At 37.8% G+C, this 15,958-nt stretch carries 13 protein-coding genes and 3 pseudogenes; 15 read left to right on the forward strand and 1 reads right to left on the reverse strand.

Annotated elements, in window-relative coordinates; all coding sequences use genetic code 11:
* Window positions 1-24 precede the first annotated feature (24 nt).
* The 7 genes and pseudogenes from JCM1039_RS04645 to JCM1039_RS04675 all read left to right on the forward strand — a co-directional run bounded on the left by JCM1039_RS04645 (window position 25) and on the right by JCM1039_RS04675 (window position 6,265).
* The gene (locus tag JCM1039_RS04645; protein WP_025014841.1) at window positions 25-876 is read left to right on the forward strand and encodes a bifunctional methylenetetrahydrofolate dehydrogenase/methenyltetrahydrofolate cyclohydrolase; all 852 of its coding nucleotides are present in this window, start codon (window positions 25-27) and stop codon (window positions 874-876) included.
* A complete protein-coding gene (gene xseA, locus JCM1039_RS04650; RefSeq protein WP_025014842.1) occupies window positions 863-2,221 on the forward strand; it encodes an exodeoxyribonuclease VII large subunit in 1,359 nt (452 codons plus the stop codon). The genes JCM1039_RS04645 and xseA overlap by 14 nt, the downstream gene beginning before the upstream one ends.
* Window positions 2,211-2,453, forward strand: coding sequence for an exodeoxyribonuclease VII small subunit (locus JCM1039_RS04655; RefSeq protein WP_007125351.1), 243 nt, complete (start codon window positions 2,211-2,213; stop codon window positions 2,451-2,453). Before xseA ends, JCM1039_RS04655 begins: the two co-directional genes overlap by 11 nt.
* Window positions 2,454-2,455: 2 nt before the next feature.
* Complete coding sequence (locus JCM1039_RS04660; protein ID WP_025014843.1) at window positions 2,456-3,325, forward strand: polyprenyl synthetase family protein; 870 nt, start codon at window positions 2,456-2,458, stop codon at window positions 3,323-3,325.
* Window positions 3,326-4,137, forward strand: a pseudogene (locus JCM1039_RS10710) (TlyA family RNA methyltransferase). It abuts the gene before it with no gap.
* 12 nt (window positions 4,138-4,149) lie between these two features.
* Window positions 4,150-5,832 (forward strand): DNA repair protein RecN, encoded by a 1,683-nt coding sequence (recN, locus tag JCM1039_RS04670; protein ID WP_025014844.1) that lies wholly within the window; start codon window positions 4,150-4,152, stop codon window positions 5,830-5,832.
* On the forward strand, window positions 5,825-6,265 hold the full coding sequence (locus tag JCM1039_RS04675; protein ID WP_025014845.1) for an ASCH domain-containing protein: 441 nt from the start codon (window positions 5,825-5,827) through the stop codon (window positions 6,263-6,265). Before recN ends, JCM1039_RS04675 begins: the two co-directional genes overlap by 8 nt.
* Here the strand turns inward: JCM1039_RS04675 and JCM1039_RS04680 are convergent, their stop codons facing one another.
* Complete coding sequence (locus JCM1039_RS04680; protein ID WP_025014846.1) at window positions 6,266-6,550, reverse strand: hypothetical protein; 285 nt, start codon at window positions 6,548-6,550, stop codon at window positions 6,266-6,268.
* Between the two features lie 165 nt (window positions 6,551-6,715).
* On the opposite strand from JCM1039_RS04680, the gene gmk reads away from it, so the two are divergent.
* From gmk to rsgA, 8 genes and pseudogenes are all read left to right on the forward strand, one after another.
* Window positions 6,716-7,330, forward strand: a complete 615-nt coding sequence (gene gmk / locus JCM1039_RS04685; protein ID WP_025014847.1) for a guanylate kinase — start codon at window positions 6,716-6,718, stop codon at window positions 7,328-7,330.
* Between the two features lie 2 nt (window positions 7,331-7,332).
* Entirely contained in the window at window positions 7,333-7,557 is a 225-nt protein-coding gene (gene rpoZ / locus JCM1039_RS04690; RefSeq protein ID WP_025014848.1) for a DNA-directed RNA polymerase subunit omega, read from the forward strand.
* A 50-nt stretch (window positions 7,558-7,607) separates the two neighbouring features.
* Complete coding sequence (priA, locus tag JCM1039_RS04695) at window positions 7,608-10,007, forward strand: primosomal protein N' (protein ID WP_025014849.1); 2,400 nt, start codon at window positions 7,608-7,610, stop codon at window positions 10,005-10,007.
* A 14-nt stretch (window positions 10,008-10,021) separates the two neighbouring features.
* On the forward strand, window positions 10,022-10,966 hold the full coding sequence (fmt, locus tag JCM1039_RS04700) for a methionyl-tRNA formyltransferase (protein ID WP_025014850.1): 945 nt from the start codon (window positions 10,022-10,024) through the stop codon (window positions 10,964-10,966).
* Window positions 10,953-12,281, forward strand: a complete 1,329-nt coding sequence (rsmB, locus tag JCM1039_RS04705) for a 16S rRNA (cytosine(967)-C(5))-methyltransferase RsmB (RefSeq protein WP_025014851.1) — start codon at window positions 10,953-10,955, stop codon at window positions 12,279-12,281. The genes fmt and rsmB overlap by 14 nt, the downstream gene beginning before the upstream one ends.
* Window positions 12,282-12,285: 4 nt before the next feature.
* A complete protein-coding gene (locus JCM1039_RS04710; protein ID WP_025014852.1) occupies window positions 12,286-13,041 on the forward strand; it encodes a Stp1/IreP family PP2C-type Ser/Thr phosphatase in 756 nt (251 codons plus the stop codon).
* Window positions 13,031-15,059, forward strand: a pseudogene (gene pknB, locus JCM1039_RS10715) (Stk1 family PASTA domain-containing Ser/Thr kinase). Before JCM1039_RS04710 ends, pknB begins: the two are co-directional and overlap by 11 nt.
* Window positions 15,060-15,949 (forward strand): annotated as a pseudogene (gene rsgA, locus JCM1039_RS10720) (ribosome small subunit-dependent GTPase A).
* Window positions 15,950-15,958 lie beyond the last annotated feature (9 nt).

Raw genomic sequence — 15,958 nt, forward strand, 5'->3', positions numbered from 1 at the left:
TTTTTAACAGTAAGGAGAAATTTAATGGGAAAAATTCTTGATGGTAAGGCTTTAGCCAATTTATTAGGGGAAAATCTTAAAGAAAAGGTTAAGAATTTAAAAGCTGAAGGAATAACGCCACATTTTTGCGTAATAAATATTGGTGACGATACTGCTAGCAAGATCTATGTTCGTTCAAAAAAACGCAAAGCTGAAAAATTAGGCATTATTCAAGATATTTATCAAATGCCAGCTGACACTAAGCAACAAGAAGTATTAGATTTAATTGATAAATTAAATACTGATCCCGAAATAAATGGCCTTATGGTTCAAATGCCAACTCCTGAACAAATTAGTGCAGATGAATTGCTAGCAAGAATTGATCCCAATAAAGACGTTGATAGTTTAACTCCTGCTAATGTTGGTCGCCTTTGGCTAAAGGATCACTTTGTAGAACCAGCAACTGCAGAAGGTATTATGGCTCTTTTAAAGCATTATGAAATTCCACTTAATGGTAAAAATGTTGTTATCATTGGCAGAAGCAATATTGTAGGTAAGCCCCTCGCCGCATTAATGCTAGAAAAAAATGCTACTATAACGATTGCCCATTCAAAGACACAAAATTTAGCCAGCCTTACCAAAAGAGCCGATGTCATTGTTTCAGCGACAGGAGAACCATGTTTAATTAAAGCTGATATGGTAAAAGACAGTGTCATTGTTGTTGACGTAGGAATAAATCGCGTTAATGGCAAGCTAGTTGGTGATGTTGATTTTGATGCAGTAAAAGAAAAAGCTAGCTATATTACTCCTGTCCCTGGTGGTGTAGGTCCTCTTACTGTACAATTCTTAATGGAAGCAGTAGTTAATTTAACTAGGAGACAAAATGGCCGAAAATAAGTATTTAACGGTTACTGATTTAAATTATTATATTACGCAGAAATTTAAAAACGATCCATACTTGCACAAGGTCTTTTTGCAAGGGGAATTGTCAAACTTCAGATATCGGCGTAATTCACACCAGTATTTCTCACTAAAAGATGAAAAATCTAAAATCAATGTGGTGATGTTTCGTTCATACTTTGATAAGGTTAAATTTAAACCTGAAGAAGGAATGAAGGTATACGTTACTGGTTACGTCAGTGTGTATGGCCCTCAAGGTTCATATCAGTTTTACGCTGAAGGCATGGAACCAGCGGGACTTGGTGCTCTTTATGAACAGTTAAAGCAGTTGCAAGCAAAACTTGCTAAAGAAGGCTTGTTCAATCAAGATCATAAGAGAAAATTACCTCGTTTTCCTGACCGAATAGCAGTTGTAACGAGTGCTTCAGGTGCGGTTATTCACGATATCATGGTAACTGCTAACCGTCGTTTCCCTCATGCAGAGATCGATTTGTATCCTGCACAAGTACAGGGTGATACTGCGGCAGATTCTTTGGTACGTGCGATGCGTCAAATAGCAGAACAAGGCGACAAATACGATGTGATGATCATTGGTCGTGGTGGTGGTTCTCTTGAAGATTTGTGGCCTTTCAATGAAGAAGAAGTGGTACGACAGATTTATGCAATGCCAATGCCAGTCATTTCTTCAGTTGGTCACGAAACGGACACCACTTTGTGTGACTTGGTAGCCGATGCTAGAGCTGCTACGCCAACTGCTGCGGCTGAATATGCTACGCCTAATTTGGTTGATGAACTAGCTGGTATTCAACAATTACGCAGTCGTTTGTTTTCAAGCATGCAGGCGATCATTCGTGAAAAGCGTGATCGTTTAAAGAGAATAGAAAACTCAGTTATTATGCGTGAGCCAACTCGTTTGTATGATCAACAGATTGAGACAGTAGATCGTCTAAAGGATCGCTTGCATAATAGCATGAAAAATAAGGTAGATCGCTCAAAACAAAGTTATCTTTTATTGAAACAAAGATTGTTTAGTGCAAGCCCTGATAAGCAGATGCAGCAAATGCAGCAACAAGAGCACTTTTTGGCTAAGCGTCTAGCTGACAACATGAATCATTATTTGAAAGATAAGCGCAATAGTTTTAGTAAAATTGTGCAGCAGCTTGATGACTATAGTCCGCTTAAAACCTTAGAGCGCGGCTTTGTCTATACCACGGACGCTAATGGCAAAACTGTTAGCTCAGTCAAGCAAGTAAAGAAAAATGAAAGATTGAATTTGCACTTTAAAGATGGTCAAGTTGAAGCAACTGTTACAAAAATAGAGGAAGAAAATAATGCCAACTAAGAAAAATAATTTTGAAGAACAATTAAACAATTTGGAACAAATCGTAACTAATCTTGAAAATGGCAATGTTCCATTGGAAGATGCATTGAAGCAATTCCAAGAAGGCGTAAAAATTAGTCGTGACTTGGATAAAAAGTTAACTAGTGCCGAAGAAACTGTCGCTAAATTGATTGATAGTGATGGCACCGAACATAAATTGGATCCTAATAACGCATCAGCACCAGAGGAATAAAAATGACAGCATTTACTTACTTTAAAGATGATTGGACACCTGTTATTGATGATTATTTAGCTAAGCATTTGGCTGACGAAGTTGATAGTAAGAAGCTTAGTCAAATTATGTCATATTCAGTAATGGCTGGTGGCAAGCGACTTAGACCACTTCTTTTCTTAGCTACTTTGAACGCTTTAGGAAAGAAGATCGAAGAACCAGAAATTCGAATTGCCTGTGGAATTGAGCTAATCCATACTTACTCATTAATTCATGACGATTTGCCTGCAATGGACAATGATGATTACCGTCGTGGCAAGCTTACTAGTCATAAAAAATGGGGTGAAGCTGAAGCTATTTTGGCTGGGGATGCACTTTTACCTTTAGGAATTCAATGGATCGCCGAAGGCAGCAACTCCGCTGATTTAGTTAAGATTATTACGCAAGCAGTTGGCCCTAATGGCATGGTAGGCGGTCAATATTTGGATATAGATTCAACTAATAATGAAAGTGTTGCTGGGGATGCCAAGTTCATCAATAAGATGGAATGGCTTAAAACTGGCTGCTTAATTAAGGCTAGTGTTGAACTGGCTGCTGTTTATGCTAAAGCTACAGATATTGAGCAAGTTAAATTAATCGACTATGCCAAGGCCTTGGGCCGTTCTTATCAAATTTACGATGATTTGGTTGATGTGGTTGAAACTAGTGAAGAAGCTGGAAAGGCAACGCATAAAGATAAAGAAGAGGGCAAAAACAATACTTTGACTCTTCTTGGTATTGATAAGAGTCGTAAAGAATTGAAAGATTTGATTAAGCAAGCCAAAGATGATTTGCACGGCTTAAATGGTGAAGTTTTGGCAGGATTTTTGGATCTATATCAAAAGGTGTTATAAATGACAAAGCAAAGAGCGGATATTTTATTAGCAGAGCAAGGAATTTTCCATTCTCGTTCTGCCGCACAAAGAGCGATTATGGCGGGTCTTGTTTCTGATCATAATCATCAAAGAATTGATAAGAGCGGAACTAAATTTCCAGAAGGCGAAAAATTTTACGTTAAAGATGATGGTAAAAAGTACGTTTCGCGTGGTGGCTATAAGCTAGAAAAAGCTTTGAAAGTCTTTGATATTGATTTAAAAGATGAAATCTGTCTAGATATTGGTGCTTCAACTGGTGGTTTTACTGATGTTGCTTTGCAAAACGGCGCTAAGATGGTTTATGCATTAGATGTTGGTTACAATCAACTCGCTTGGCAACTTCGTGATGATCCAAGAGTTGTTGTAATGGAAAAACAAAACTTCCGTTACTCCAAGCCAGAAGATTTTGATCAAGCTTGCCTGATTTTGCGATGACTGACGTATCATTTATTTCACTTGATTTAATCATGCCACCAATGTACGCCATTTTGAAAGATAAGTGTGATGCAGTTTGTCTGATTAAGCCACAGTTTGAAGCTGGTCCTGAAAACGTGGGTAAGCACGGTATTGTGCATGACCATGAGATTCATAAACAGGTCATTGAACACACCATGCAAAAGGCGTTAGATATCGGCTTCAATGTTTTAGACGTTGATTATTCACCTATTAAGGGTGGCAAAGGCAACATTGAATTCTTAATTCATTTGCAAAAAGATGAAGCAGATGGTGGTCACAATTTATGGCAAGGTACCCCAGTAGAAGTAGTAGAGCGTGCTGTAAACGGACTTTAGGAGTGATATAACATGTTAGTCGAACTGGATATTAAAAACTTTGCGATTATTAAAAGTCTGAAGGTTCGCTTTCAAGAAAAGATGACGGTCATTATCGGTGAAACTGGTGCTGGTAAATCCATTATTATTGATGCGGTTTCACTGCTGATGGGTGGCCGTGGTCAAAAAGAAATGATCAGATCAGGTGAAAAGAAGGCTGTCATTACAGGTCTATTTGAACTTGATGATCAAAAAGAAAAGATTGCTCAACTATGCGATCAGTATGGTTTGCCTCACGATGATGATCAATTGGTAATTAGTCGTGAACTTGCTGTTAAAGGAAGAAACGTTGTTCGAATCAATGGTCAATTAACAACGATCAATGTTTTGCGTGATATTGGTCATTATTTGGTTGATATTCATGGCCAACATGATCAGCAGATTTTGATGGATCAAGATCGTCAAATTGATTTGGTTGATAATTATGCGCCTGCTTCCTTTAAGGATGATTTAGCAGACTATCAAGCTGATTTTGAAAAATGGCAAAAATTAACAAATCAATTGCGTCATTTGCGTCAAGATGCGCAAGAATTAGCACAAAAGCAAGATATTTTGCAATTTCAAAATAATGAACTGGAATCTGCTGATCTAGAAGATCCTGAAGAAGATGAAAAGCTCGAAGAGGAATATAACGAGTTAAATAATTATCAAAAGATCGCTGATACGGCTAATTATTTTATGCAGCTTTACGATGACGATGAGCACGGTATTGCTACGCTGTTGGGGGATGCACAAAATGCGGCCACTGATTTAACGGAATTTGGTTCTAAGTTTAAGGACTTTGCTAAAACTGTTGATGACGGTGTCTATGCTTTAAATGATGCTCGTAGCGAATTATCCAATTTGATGGATCAGATGGACTTTGATGAAGAGCGTTTCCAATATGTAACTAATCGTCTGGATACTTTGAATTCTTTGAAGAAAAAATACGGTCCTACACTGAAAGATGTGTTTGATTTTTACAGCAAGGTGCAAAAAGAACTCAGTCAATTTGAAACTGGCGGACTTGATGAAGAAAAGATTCAAGCTGAAGTTGCGGAAGTAGAAAAACGCTTGACGCAAAAGGCTCGTAAGTTGCACTTAACGCGTGAAAAAGTAGCTCATTCGCTAGAAGAACAAATTAAGCAAGAACTTGCTGATTTGTATATGGAAAAAGCACGTTTTTCAATTAATTTTGATGAAACGAAGACTTATACCAAGAAGGGCACTGATGAAATTGTCTTCTTGATCGCACCTAACCCAGGTGAAGATTTAATGCCATTAGTAAAGATTGTATCTGGTGGTGAACAGTCAAGATTAATCTTGGCTTTGAAGGCAATCTTTAGTCGAGTTGAACCAGTAGGAACTATGATTTTTGACGAAATTGATACCGGTGTGTCTGGTCGTGTTTCTGCTGCTATCGGTAAGAAGATGCATTCTATTGGTAAAAATAAACAGGTTATTGCGATTACGCACTCACCTCAAGTAGCAGCTGCTGGGGATCAACGTTATCTTGTAGCTAAGCAAGTAAAAGATGGTTCAACATTTACTCAAATTGGACCATTGAGTAAGGAAGAAACAATTACTGCCATTGCCCAAATGATGGCTGGACAAGATGTTACAGATGCAGCCAAGCAGAATGCGGCTGATTTAATTAAGAGCATAAAAGATGAATAGTATTAGCAAATTTTGGAATGAATTTTGTCAAAAAAATAAAATAGCTCCTTCAGCATTAGAAGGAGCTTATGCATTCGGTTCCAATAGTTATGATGCAGATGTTTTAAGTGATTTGATTAATAGAGGAATCAAGACAGCTACAACTAGCATTTATACTTCTGCAGATGATGTTCCTGTAGTAGGGATGTATTCAATCGTTTTAGATGGAAATAATCAACCAGTATGTGTGATTAAGAATGAAACTGTAGAAATTATGCCATTTAAAAATGTAACTGAAAAACATGCCTATTTAGAAGGTGAGGGCGACCGCAGCTATGAATATTGGCGAAAAGTTCATGAAGCTTTTTTCACGTGGGAATGTAAGGAAGAATTAGGTAAAAAATTTACCGAAGACACCGAAGTGGTTTGCGAGACCTTTACTAAAGTAGGCTAATTAAAGATCAACGCGGAAAATATCATCGATATCGACTATCCGCAGTATCTTTTTGTCGACGTCGCGTAAAACATATCTTCCGATAGATATTCTTTTAGAAATCTGGCCTATTTCGTGACTGCCATCTTGAAAGGTAATTAAAATAAAGTTCTTGTGTAAAATAGCATAAGAAATACTTGCTAAAATTTTGCCATTAAATTGGCTATAAATACTAAGCTTATCAGTATTGTATTCAAACAAATAGTGGTAAGCTTTTTTTAGTTGTGTGGTTAAAAAATTAGTCATATTAATCATCCTTTGTTGAACCGTTGTTCGATAAAACAATTATACGAACTTTAGTTCTATAAAACAAGTGTTTGATACATACAAAATAATAAAAAGTGAAAACTTGAAAATCTCGCGATTTTAGTGCAAACTAGATATATTAATAGTTACTAAGAGGAGTTCAGCATGGCAGATAAAGGTTTATTACTTGTACTTTCCGGTCCCTCAGGTGTTGGTAAAGGGACTGTAAAAAGTGCTATTGTGGAGAACAAAGTCTTTCCGTTTGAATATTCAGTCTCAATGACTACTAGAAAACCTCGTCCAGGTGAAGTAGACGGCAAGGATTATTTCTTTGTTAGCGAGGAACGTTTTCAAGAAGCTATTAAAAATGGGGAGCTATTAGAATATAATGAATATGTTGGACATCATTATGGCACACCCCTTGGTCCGGTGAAGAAGATGCTTCATGAAGGCAAGGATGTTTTACTTGAGATTGATGTCAATGGGGCACAAAAAGTACGTGAAAAAATGCCAGATGGCGTATTTATCTTTTTAACCCCACCTGATTTGCATACATTGCATTTACGACTAGAACATCGTGGTACAGAACCAGAAGAAGTGATTCGTGGACGTATCAAACAGGCCAGAAATGAAATTTTGGAAATGGCAGACTATGATTATGCAGTAGTTAATGATACAGTAGCTAATGCAGTAGATCATATTAAGGCAATTGTTGATGCAGAACATGTCAGTGTTAAACGTGTAATTGATGACTATCGCAAGATGGTCAAGGAGGATTAATTATGAGAATTACTTACCCATCAATTGATAAATTATTGTCACGTGTTGACTCACGCTATTCATTATCTGTTCTTGCTGCTAAGAGAGCACATGAACTTGAAGCAGGTGATCCCCCAACACTTGAATACTTTAAGTGTGATAAGGCCGTTGGTAAGGCACTTGAAGAAATCGCTGCTGGTAAAGTTACAGTTGACCCAGCACATGCCGAGGTTAACCTCGAAGATTAATTGATTGACCTTCATCCTATGGGGTGAAGGTCTTTTTTACAGGTGATTAGATGATTGCTCAAGTGATTGTAGATGTTGCGGCGCGACAGACTGATCGCGTTTTTGAATATCATGTTCCTTCAGATCTTGAGAAGGAAATTAAGGTGGGTTCAAGAGTCGTTGTGCCTTTTGGACCAAGAAAAGTGCAAGGCTTTGTTGTCGGCCTATCTGAAACTAGCAATTTTAAAGGCAAAATGAAGGATTTGTTGGTAGTGGTTGATGAAATGTCGCCACTAACGCTTGAATTAGTTAAATTATCTGCAGATTTAGCACAAAATATTTATTCATACCGGATCAAAATTTTACAGGCTATGCTGCCATGGGTGATGCGGGCAGGCTATCGTAAACTATTGCTCCCTGCTAGTTCAAAGGCTAAAGAGATGCCGTTTTTTCAAGGCGATCCCATTGATTTAAATAAAATAACAGATTCAACACAAATCAAGAAAATCCGCAGTTTGCTAAAAAATGATGATGCCAAGATTGAGTATGTTGTCGACAATAAGGCTAAAAAGAAAAAGGAAAATCAATATGCATTGGCTCTGGCACCAGAAGAATATACTAAAATCTATAATACTTTGCGGCAAAATGCGGTAAAGCAAAAGCAGCTTTTGATGGATATCATTGAACATACCGATGCTTATCCCAAAACACAAAAGGAATTAGAAGCTGGATTGGGTTTAACCGCTGCAGTCTTGAATTCGGCTGTTAAAAAAGGTTGGCTAAAGAAAAAGGCAGTTGAAGTTTATCGTGATCCTTTAGCCGGCTTTAAAGATGATGAAAAACCAGCTCCAATCAAGTTAAATGATGAACAACAACATGCTTTAGACGAAATTGCCAAAGCTATCGATGAGAAAAAAGCTGAAACATTTTTGCTTGAAGGAATTACTGGTAGCGGCAAGACTGAAGTTTATTTGCATGCCATCAGTAAGGCTTTAGCCCAAGGCAGAACCGCCTTGATGCTGGTGCCAGAGATTTCGCTTACCCCACAGATGGTGCGTCAGGTAAAGGCCAGATTTGGTCAAGAAGTTGCTGTCTTGCACAGTGCGTTATCTGAAGGAGAAAAATATGATGAATGGCGCAGAATCCGCCGCGGCGAAACCAAAGTAGTAGTTGGTGCCAGAAGTGCGGTTTTTGCACCGCTTAAAAATATCGGCTTAATCGTGATCGATGAGGAACACGAGTCATCATACAAGCAAGAGTCTGATCCGCGCTATAACGCTCGAGATGTGGCTATCTGGCGCAGTAAATACCATCACTGTCCACTTGTATTAGGCAGCGCAACGCCGTCTTTAGGAAGCCGTGCAAGGGCACAAAAGGATGTCTATCATCTTTTACGACTAACCAAGAGAGCCAACAATAAGAAGCTGCCTAAGGTGCGCTTAATTGATTTAAAGCATGTTCAATTTGCGGGTGGTCAATTTGACTTGTCGCTTGAGTTAGTCGATGCGATTAAAAAGCGCCTCGAGAAAAAAGAACAAATCATTTTAATGCTTAATCGTCGTGGCTTTGCTAATTTCATGCTTTGCCGAGAATGTGGTTTTGTCTTAAAGTGTCCTAATTGTGATGTATCTTTGAACTTGCATAAAGATACTAATTGTATGCAATGTCATTATTGTGGTCATACTGAGCCAATTCCTACGCGTTGTCCTAATTGTCAAAGTTCTCAAATTCGTTTTCTGGGAACAGGAACACAAAAGGTGCAAGAAGAATTAGAGGAACTTTTACCAGGTGCTAGAATTTTACGAATGGACGTAGATACCACTCGCAGAAAGGGTAGCTATAAGAGAATTCTGAATGCGTTTGGCAATCATGAAGCAGATATCTTATTAGGAACGCAAATGATTGCGAAGGGACTAGATTTCCCTAATGTTACCTTAGTAGGAGTAATTAATGCTGATACAGGCTTATGGCTGTCAGACTACAATGCTTCTGAAAAAACTTTTGAACTTTTAACGCAGGTTGCTGGACGTGCCGGTCGAGCAGAAAAAGAAGGAGAAGTTCTGATTCAGACTTATAATCCGGAGCACTATGCCATTCAATTAGCCCAAACGCAGGATTATGAACGCTTTTACGGCTATGAAATGAACGTCAGACATGCCGGAAACTATCCACCATACTTCTTCACTGTTTTGATTTCGATTGCCGCTAAGAAAGAACAAAATGCTGCAAGAGAAGCTTTTAAAATAAAGCGTTACTTAACAAAGCAGCTTCATGCAGAAGCAATAATTTTAGGACCAACACCAAGTGCAATTTCTCGAGTAAAAAATCAATATTATTATCAAATACTGGTAAAATATAAAAAAGAACCAAATTTGAATAAATTATTGCACCATGTTCAAGACTCCGCCCAGGAAGCGAAGAAATATGGCTTAAGTATTATTATTGATAATGAACCAGAAAGAATAATGTAGAGGAGATGCTGCTAATGACATCAGTAATATTCATGGGGACACCGGAATTCTCAGTTCCAGTACTTGAAGGTTTAATTGAAAATAATTATGAAATTAAGGCTGTAGTAACTCAACCAGACAAGAAAGTTGGACGCAAACAAAAGATTACTAAGAGTCCTGCTAAGATTGCTGCAGAAAAGCATAATTTACCTGTTTATCAACCTGCAAAATTATCTGGCTCTGAAGAAATGCAAAAGTTAATTGATATGCACGCTGACTTAATTGTTACTGCAGCTTATGGTCAATTTTTGCCAACGAAGTTTTTAAACTCAGTTAAGATTGCGGCTGTAAATGTTCACGGCTCACTTTTACCTAAATATCGTGGCGGTGCACCAATTCAATATTCTTTGATTAACGGCGATAAAGAAACTGGTATTACCATCATGGAAATGGTTAAAAAGATGGATGCCGGTGATATCTATGCACAAGAAGCAATTAAGATTGAACCAGATGATAACGCTGGTACCTTGTTCGCAAAACTAGCAATTGTTGGGCGTGATCTTTTGCTTAAGACTTTACCTTCAATTATTGCTGGCACTGTAAAGAAAACGCCACAAGATCCTGAAAAGGTGGTCTTTTCACTAAATATTACTAAAGAACAAGAAAGAATCACGGTTGATATGACAGCTACCGAAGTTAATAACATGATCCGTGCACTTAACCCAGATCCAGGTGCCTACATGATGGTTGAAGGCAAACGTTTCAAAGTTTGGAAGGCAGAAGTTGCTGATGAAACTACAGATTTAAAGCCAGGTTCAGTTGTTGCAAATAAGAAGTGCTTTGCAATTAGTTTTGCTAATGGTACTGTCTTGAATTTGCTTGAAGTACAACCGAGCGGCAAGAAGCGCATGAATATTAAGAACTTTTTGAACGGTCAAGGTAGCAAGTTTACACCAGGAGAAGAAATTGTCGACAAGTAAAAGCGCTCGTGCAATCAGCTTAGAAACATTAATTAAGGTTTTACAAGATAAATCCTATTCAAATATCAGCTTGAACAACAGTCTTAATCATTCAGACTTATCACAAGCTGATCAAAACTTAGCCACAAAAATAGTGTATGGAACGATTCAATATCGACTCTTTTTGGAATATCAGTTAAAGGGATTAGTAAGAACTAAATTAACTGAGAAATATTTAAAGCCGCTTTTATTGATGTCCATTTATCAAATTGTCTTTTTGGATAAAGTGCCTAATCGTGCAGTTTTGGATGAAGCTAATAAACTTGCTAAGCAATTTGGTAAGCATCATTCATCAGGTTATCGTGTAGTAAACGGAATTTTACGTTCATTTATTAGACGTGGCGTAATTTTGCCTGATGTTAAAGATGAAATAAAATATTTAAGTGTCAAAGAAAGCATGCCGGAATGGCTAGTTAAATATTTTGCCAATCATTGGGGCATGGATCGTACGAAAAAATTGCTTGAAAGCATCAATCAGCCAGCTAAAAATAGCGTTCGTATTTCATCTTTGTGTGATAAACAGCAAGTTTTTGATCAGCTAAAGGCTGAGGGTTACGAACCAGCATGGTCTAACTTATCTGACAATAACGTGATTTTGGGTCATGGTGGCGTGAGTCAAAGTGATTTATTTAAGCGCGGAAAATTGACAATTCAGGATGAAGCCGCTAGTTTAGTTGTAGAATCTTTTGATTTTGGTCCCAATAAAGAGCATATTTTAGATGCATGCAGTGCTCCAGGCGGTAAAACTGTGCAGATGGCAGAACGAATTGTCGCTGGCGATGCGACAGCTTTAGACATTCATGAAAAGAAGCTACATTTGGTTAAAGAAAATGCTAAAAGAATGAATGTAGCTGATAAAGTTAAAACTAAAGCTTGTGATGCACGAAAAGTACAGGATATTTTCAAGCAGGGAGAATTTACTAAGATTTTGGTAGATGCACCTTGTTCTGGATTAGGTTTATTAAGACGTAAGCCTGAGATTCGTTATACTAAGACTGAACGTGATTTGCATAATTTACAAAAAATTCAATTGGCAATTTTAGATTCAGTTAGTCCTTTGTTAAAGGAAGACGGCGAGTTAGTTTACTCCACTTGCTCTATTTCAGTAGAGGAAGATGAAGCCGTTGTCGAACAATTCTTAAAGCAGCATCCTAATTTTGAATTAAAGCCATTTAAGCTCAGCAAATTGGAATCAAAGACAGGGATGCTAAAAATAATGCCTGACCAAGATAATAATGATGGATTTTTCATTGCTAAATTTAAGATGCGAGGTTAGATTTTTGATTGAAACAGCATACGCTTCTAGTATCGGTAAGGTACGAAAAAGCAATCAAGATTTTGTACAAGTTTTTAAAAATCGCAAGGGTATCACTTTAGCGGTCGTATGCGATGGCATGGGTGGACATCAAGGCGGAGATGTAGCTTCAACTATGGCGGTTACGCACCTGGGGCACAACTTCGGAATAACTGATTTCACAGACGCCAACATTGCGCACAAATGGTTGGATGTTCAGTTGAATTCTGAAAATGAAACTATTTTAAAGACGGCTGATAAGTTTCCTGATTTAAATGGAATGGGAACCACCATTGTTTTAGCCTTTGCTTTTGACGACAATGCTTTAATTGCCCATTTAGGTGATTCACGTGCTTATAGCTACTCAGAAGGAAAGTTTGTTCAACTTACAGAAGATCATTCTTTAGTTAACGAATTGGTTAAAATGGGACAAATTACCAAAGAACAAGCTAAGCATCACCCACAAAAGAATATTATTACTCAAGCTTTAGGTGTATCTAGCACGATTGACCCAGAAATTAATGAAATTAAATTGGGCGATAATGACATTATTTTGCTTTGTACTGATGGATTAACTAATTCTCTCAGTGACCCACAAATTCAGCAAATTCTTGCAACTAAAGAATTGAGTTTGAAAGAACGTTGCAATAAGTTAATTAGTGAGGCTAATCGATTAGGTGGTGGTGACAATATTACTGTCTGCCTAATTTGGAATAAGGAGGACGAAAGCAGTGATCGATAAAGGTTATCTGCTTGGAGAGCGCTACCGCATTATTGATACTTTAGGCGAAGGCGGGATGGCCAATGTTTATCTGGCTGAAGATATTATTTTGCAGCGTAAGGTTGCTGTAAAAATTTTACGCCTAGATTTGCAAAATGAGCCTCAAACTCAAGCTCGTTTTCAAAGAGAAGCATTAGCTACCAGTGAACTCAGTCATCCTAATATTGTCTCTGTTCTTGATGTAGGTACGGATCATGGACTTCCTTATATGGTAATGGAATATGTCGACGGTCCTGATTTAAAAGAGTACATCCGTAAGAATTCTCCATTGGATTTACCTGAAGTAATTCGGATAATGGATCAAATTTTGAGTGCGGTTGCTCTGGCTCACAAGCATAATGTGATTCACCGTGACTTAAAACCACAAAATATTCTGATGGATAAAAGAGGCAATATTAAAATCGCTGATTTTGGTATTGCAGTTGCACTTAACCAAAGCTCAATTACTCAAACTAATTCGGTGATGGGGTCTGTTCATTACATGTCTCCAGAGCAAACAAGAGGTGGATTGGTTACTAAGCAATCCGACATTTATTCTCTTGGTATTATTCTTTATGAATTAATTACAGGAACTGTGCCATTTAATGGAGATACGCCTGTTTCCATTGCTCTAAAACATGCGCAAGAACCTATTCCATCTATCAGAAAGAAAGATAAAAGTGTTCCGCAGGCGTTAGAAAATGTTGTTTTAAAGGCAACCGCTAAGGATCCGCGCGATCGTTATGCTTCTGCTCAAGCAATGAAAGCAGATCTTGATAGTAGTCTTGATCCTGAAAGAAGCGATGAACCTGTCTTTGTTCCGAATCATGGAAATAGTGATGATGAAACAATAGTTTTATCAGGTTTCAAGCCGCAAAAAACAAATTCAAAAGAGCCGCAGAAAGAAGAAAAGGCGGAAGCAGAAAAAGAACCTGCGAAAAAGAAAAAGAGTTTTTGGCAGAATGTTAAAGCTCATAAATGGTGGTGGATTTTCTCCATTATTGCTGCTGGTTTAATTATTTTCATTATGATTTTTGCTTTAAGTGGCAATGATAATAAGCTAAGCAGGTTAATGTGCCTGACGTAACTAATATTGCGGAAAAAGCCGCAGAAGATAAGCTAGAGGCGGTCGGACTTCAAGTGGGCAGAATTATTCGTCGGCAATCTGATGATGTCAAAAAGGGTTATGTCATAGCCACAAACCCAACTGCTGGTAATTCACTTGATCAAGGGAAAACAGTTAACTTAATTGTTTCTAGCGGAACCAGCATGGGGAAAGTACCTGACGTGGTCGGTGATGACTATGATAAGGCTGCCGAAAAACTTGAAAATCAAGGCTTTGATGTAGTCCGGGAAGATCAATTCTCTAACAAGATCCCTCAAGGCAACATTATTTCACAGAGTATTGCAGCTGGCGTAGAAGTAAAGCAACACAAACTACAATTACTTTGGTAGTGTCTAGAGGTAGAGCTCCGCGTCACAGAAGCAATACGGTTACATTGAAAGATCTTCATAATTACTCTTTAAAGAGCGCACAAGATTATGCTAGAGAACATGGATTAACTTTGCAGATTAATCAAGAATATTCTGATGATGTCGAAAAGGGCATGATCATTTCAATGGATCCAGGTCCTGGAACCAAAGTTGATCGTGGATCAACTGTTGCAATTAGAGTTTCGCGTGGACCTAAGGAAGAAAAGGAAACTACGATAACTAAGAACTTTACTGTAAGTTACGTTGGATCGGTAACCGACGGCTCAGATAAGACTGATAATGATAAAGATGAAGATAGCTCATCCAGCAAATCAAGCGAGAATAAGGGTGATCATGTTCAGATTTATATCAAGGATGACGATCACTCATTAAGTAATATTTATCGTGATCTTTATATTAAGCGTGATATGAGCTTCTCAATTCCATTTTCAATTAAAAATGGTCCTGGACAATTAAGAGTAGTCCGCAATGGAGAAACTATCTTGAATGAAAAGGTGACTAAATAAATGAAACTAGCACAAGGAACCGTTATTGGTCTAATTGCTGGTTATTATGACGTAGAAACCGCTACGGGTATCGTGAGAACGCGTGCTCGTGGCGTTTTTCGTCAAAAAAAGCAAAAACCAGCGGTAGGAGACAGAGTAGAAATACAAATTGATGATAAAGGCATGAGCTATCTGGTTAAGATTATGCCGCGTTTAAACAGAATTGGCCGACCAGCTGTAGCCAATGTTAGCCATGTTTTGCTGGTGATTTCTGCAGTTGAGCCAGATTTCTCATTAGAATTGTTAGATCGCTTTTTGACTTTCTTTTCTTGGCAAAAAGTCAATGTAACTATTTATTTGTCTAAAACAGATTTGCTTAATAATGATAAACTTACTGAAATAAAAAGATCTTTAGCATACTATCAAGAAATCGGCTATCCTGTCTTTACTGATTACCATGATGTACAAGCTAAGATTCCAGAAATGATTGGCAAAGACCAAATTTGGACTCTAGCTGGGCAGTCTGGTGCAGGTAAGTCAACTTTGCTTAATCATCTAAAAGAAGACGCTCATCAAGCTACAGGAGCCATTTCAACTAGTTTAAACCGTGGTAAGCACACTACTAGAAAAGTTGAATTATTTAAATTGGGTGAGGCTTTCTTGCAGATACGCCAGGCTTCTCTTCGATTGATTTAACGCCGATTAAACTTAATGAATTATGTAATTATTTTGTTGAGTTTAAACGTGCTAGTGTGAAATGCAAGTTTCGCGGCTGCCAACATTTGAAAGAGCCAGGCTGCGAAGTCAAGAAACTTCTTGAAGAAGGAAAAATTTTAGCTAGTCGATATGATGATTATTTAGCAATACGAACTGAGATTAGTGAAGGTCGTATCCCTGAATATCTAAAATAACGGAGGAAA

Origin of the sequence: Lactobacillus kitasatonis DSM 16761 = JCM 1039, assembly GCF_000615285.1 — a bacterium.
GTDB lineage: Bacteria > Bacillota > Bacilli > Lactobacillales > Lactobacillaceae > Lactobacillus > Lactobacillus kitasatonis.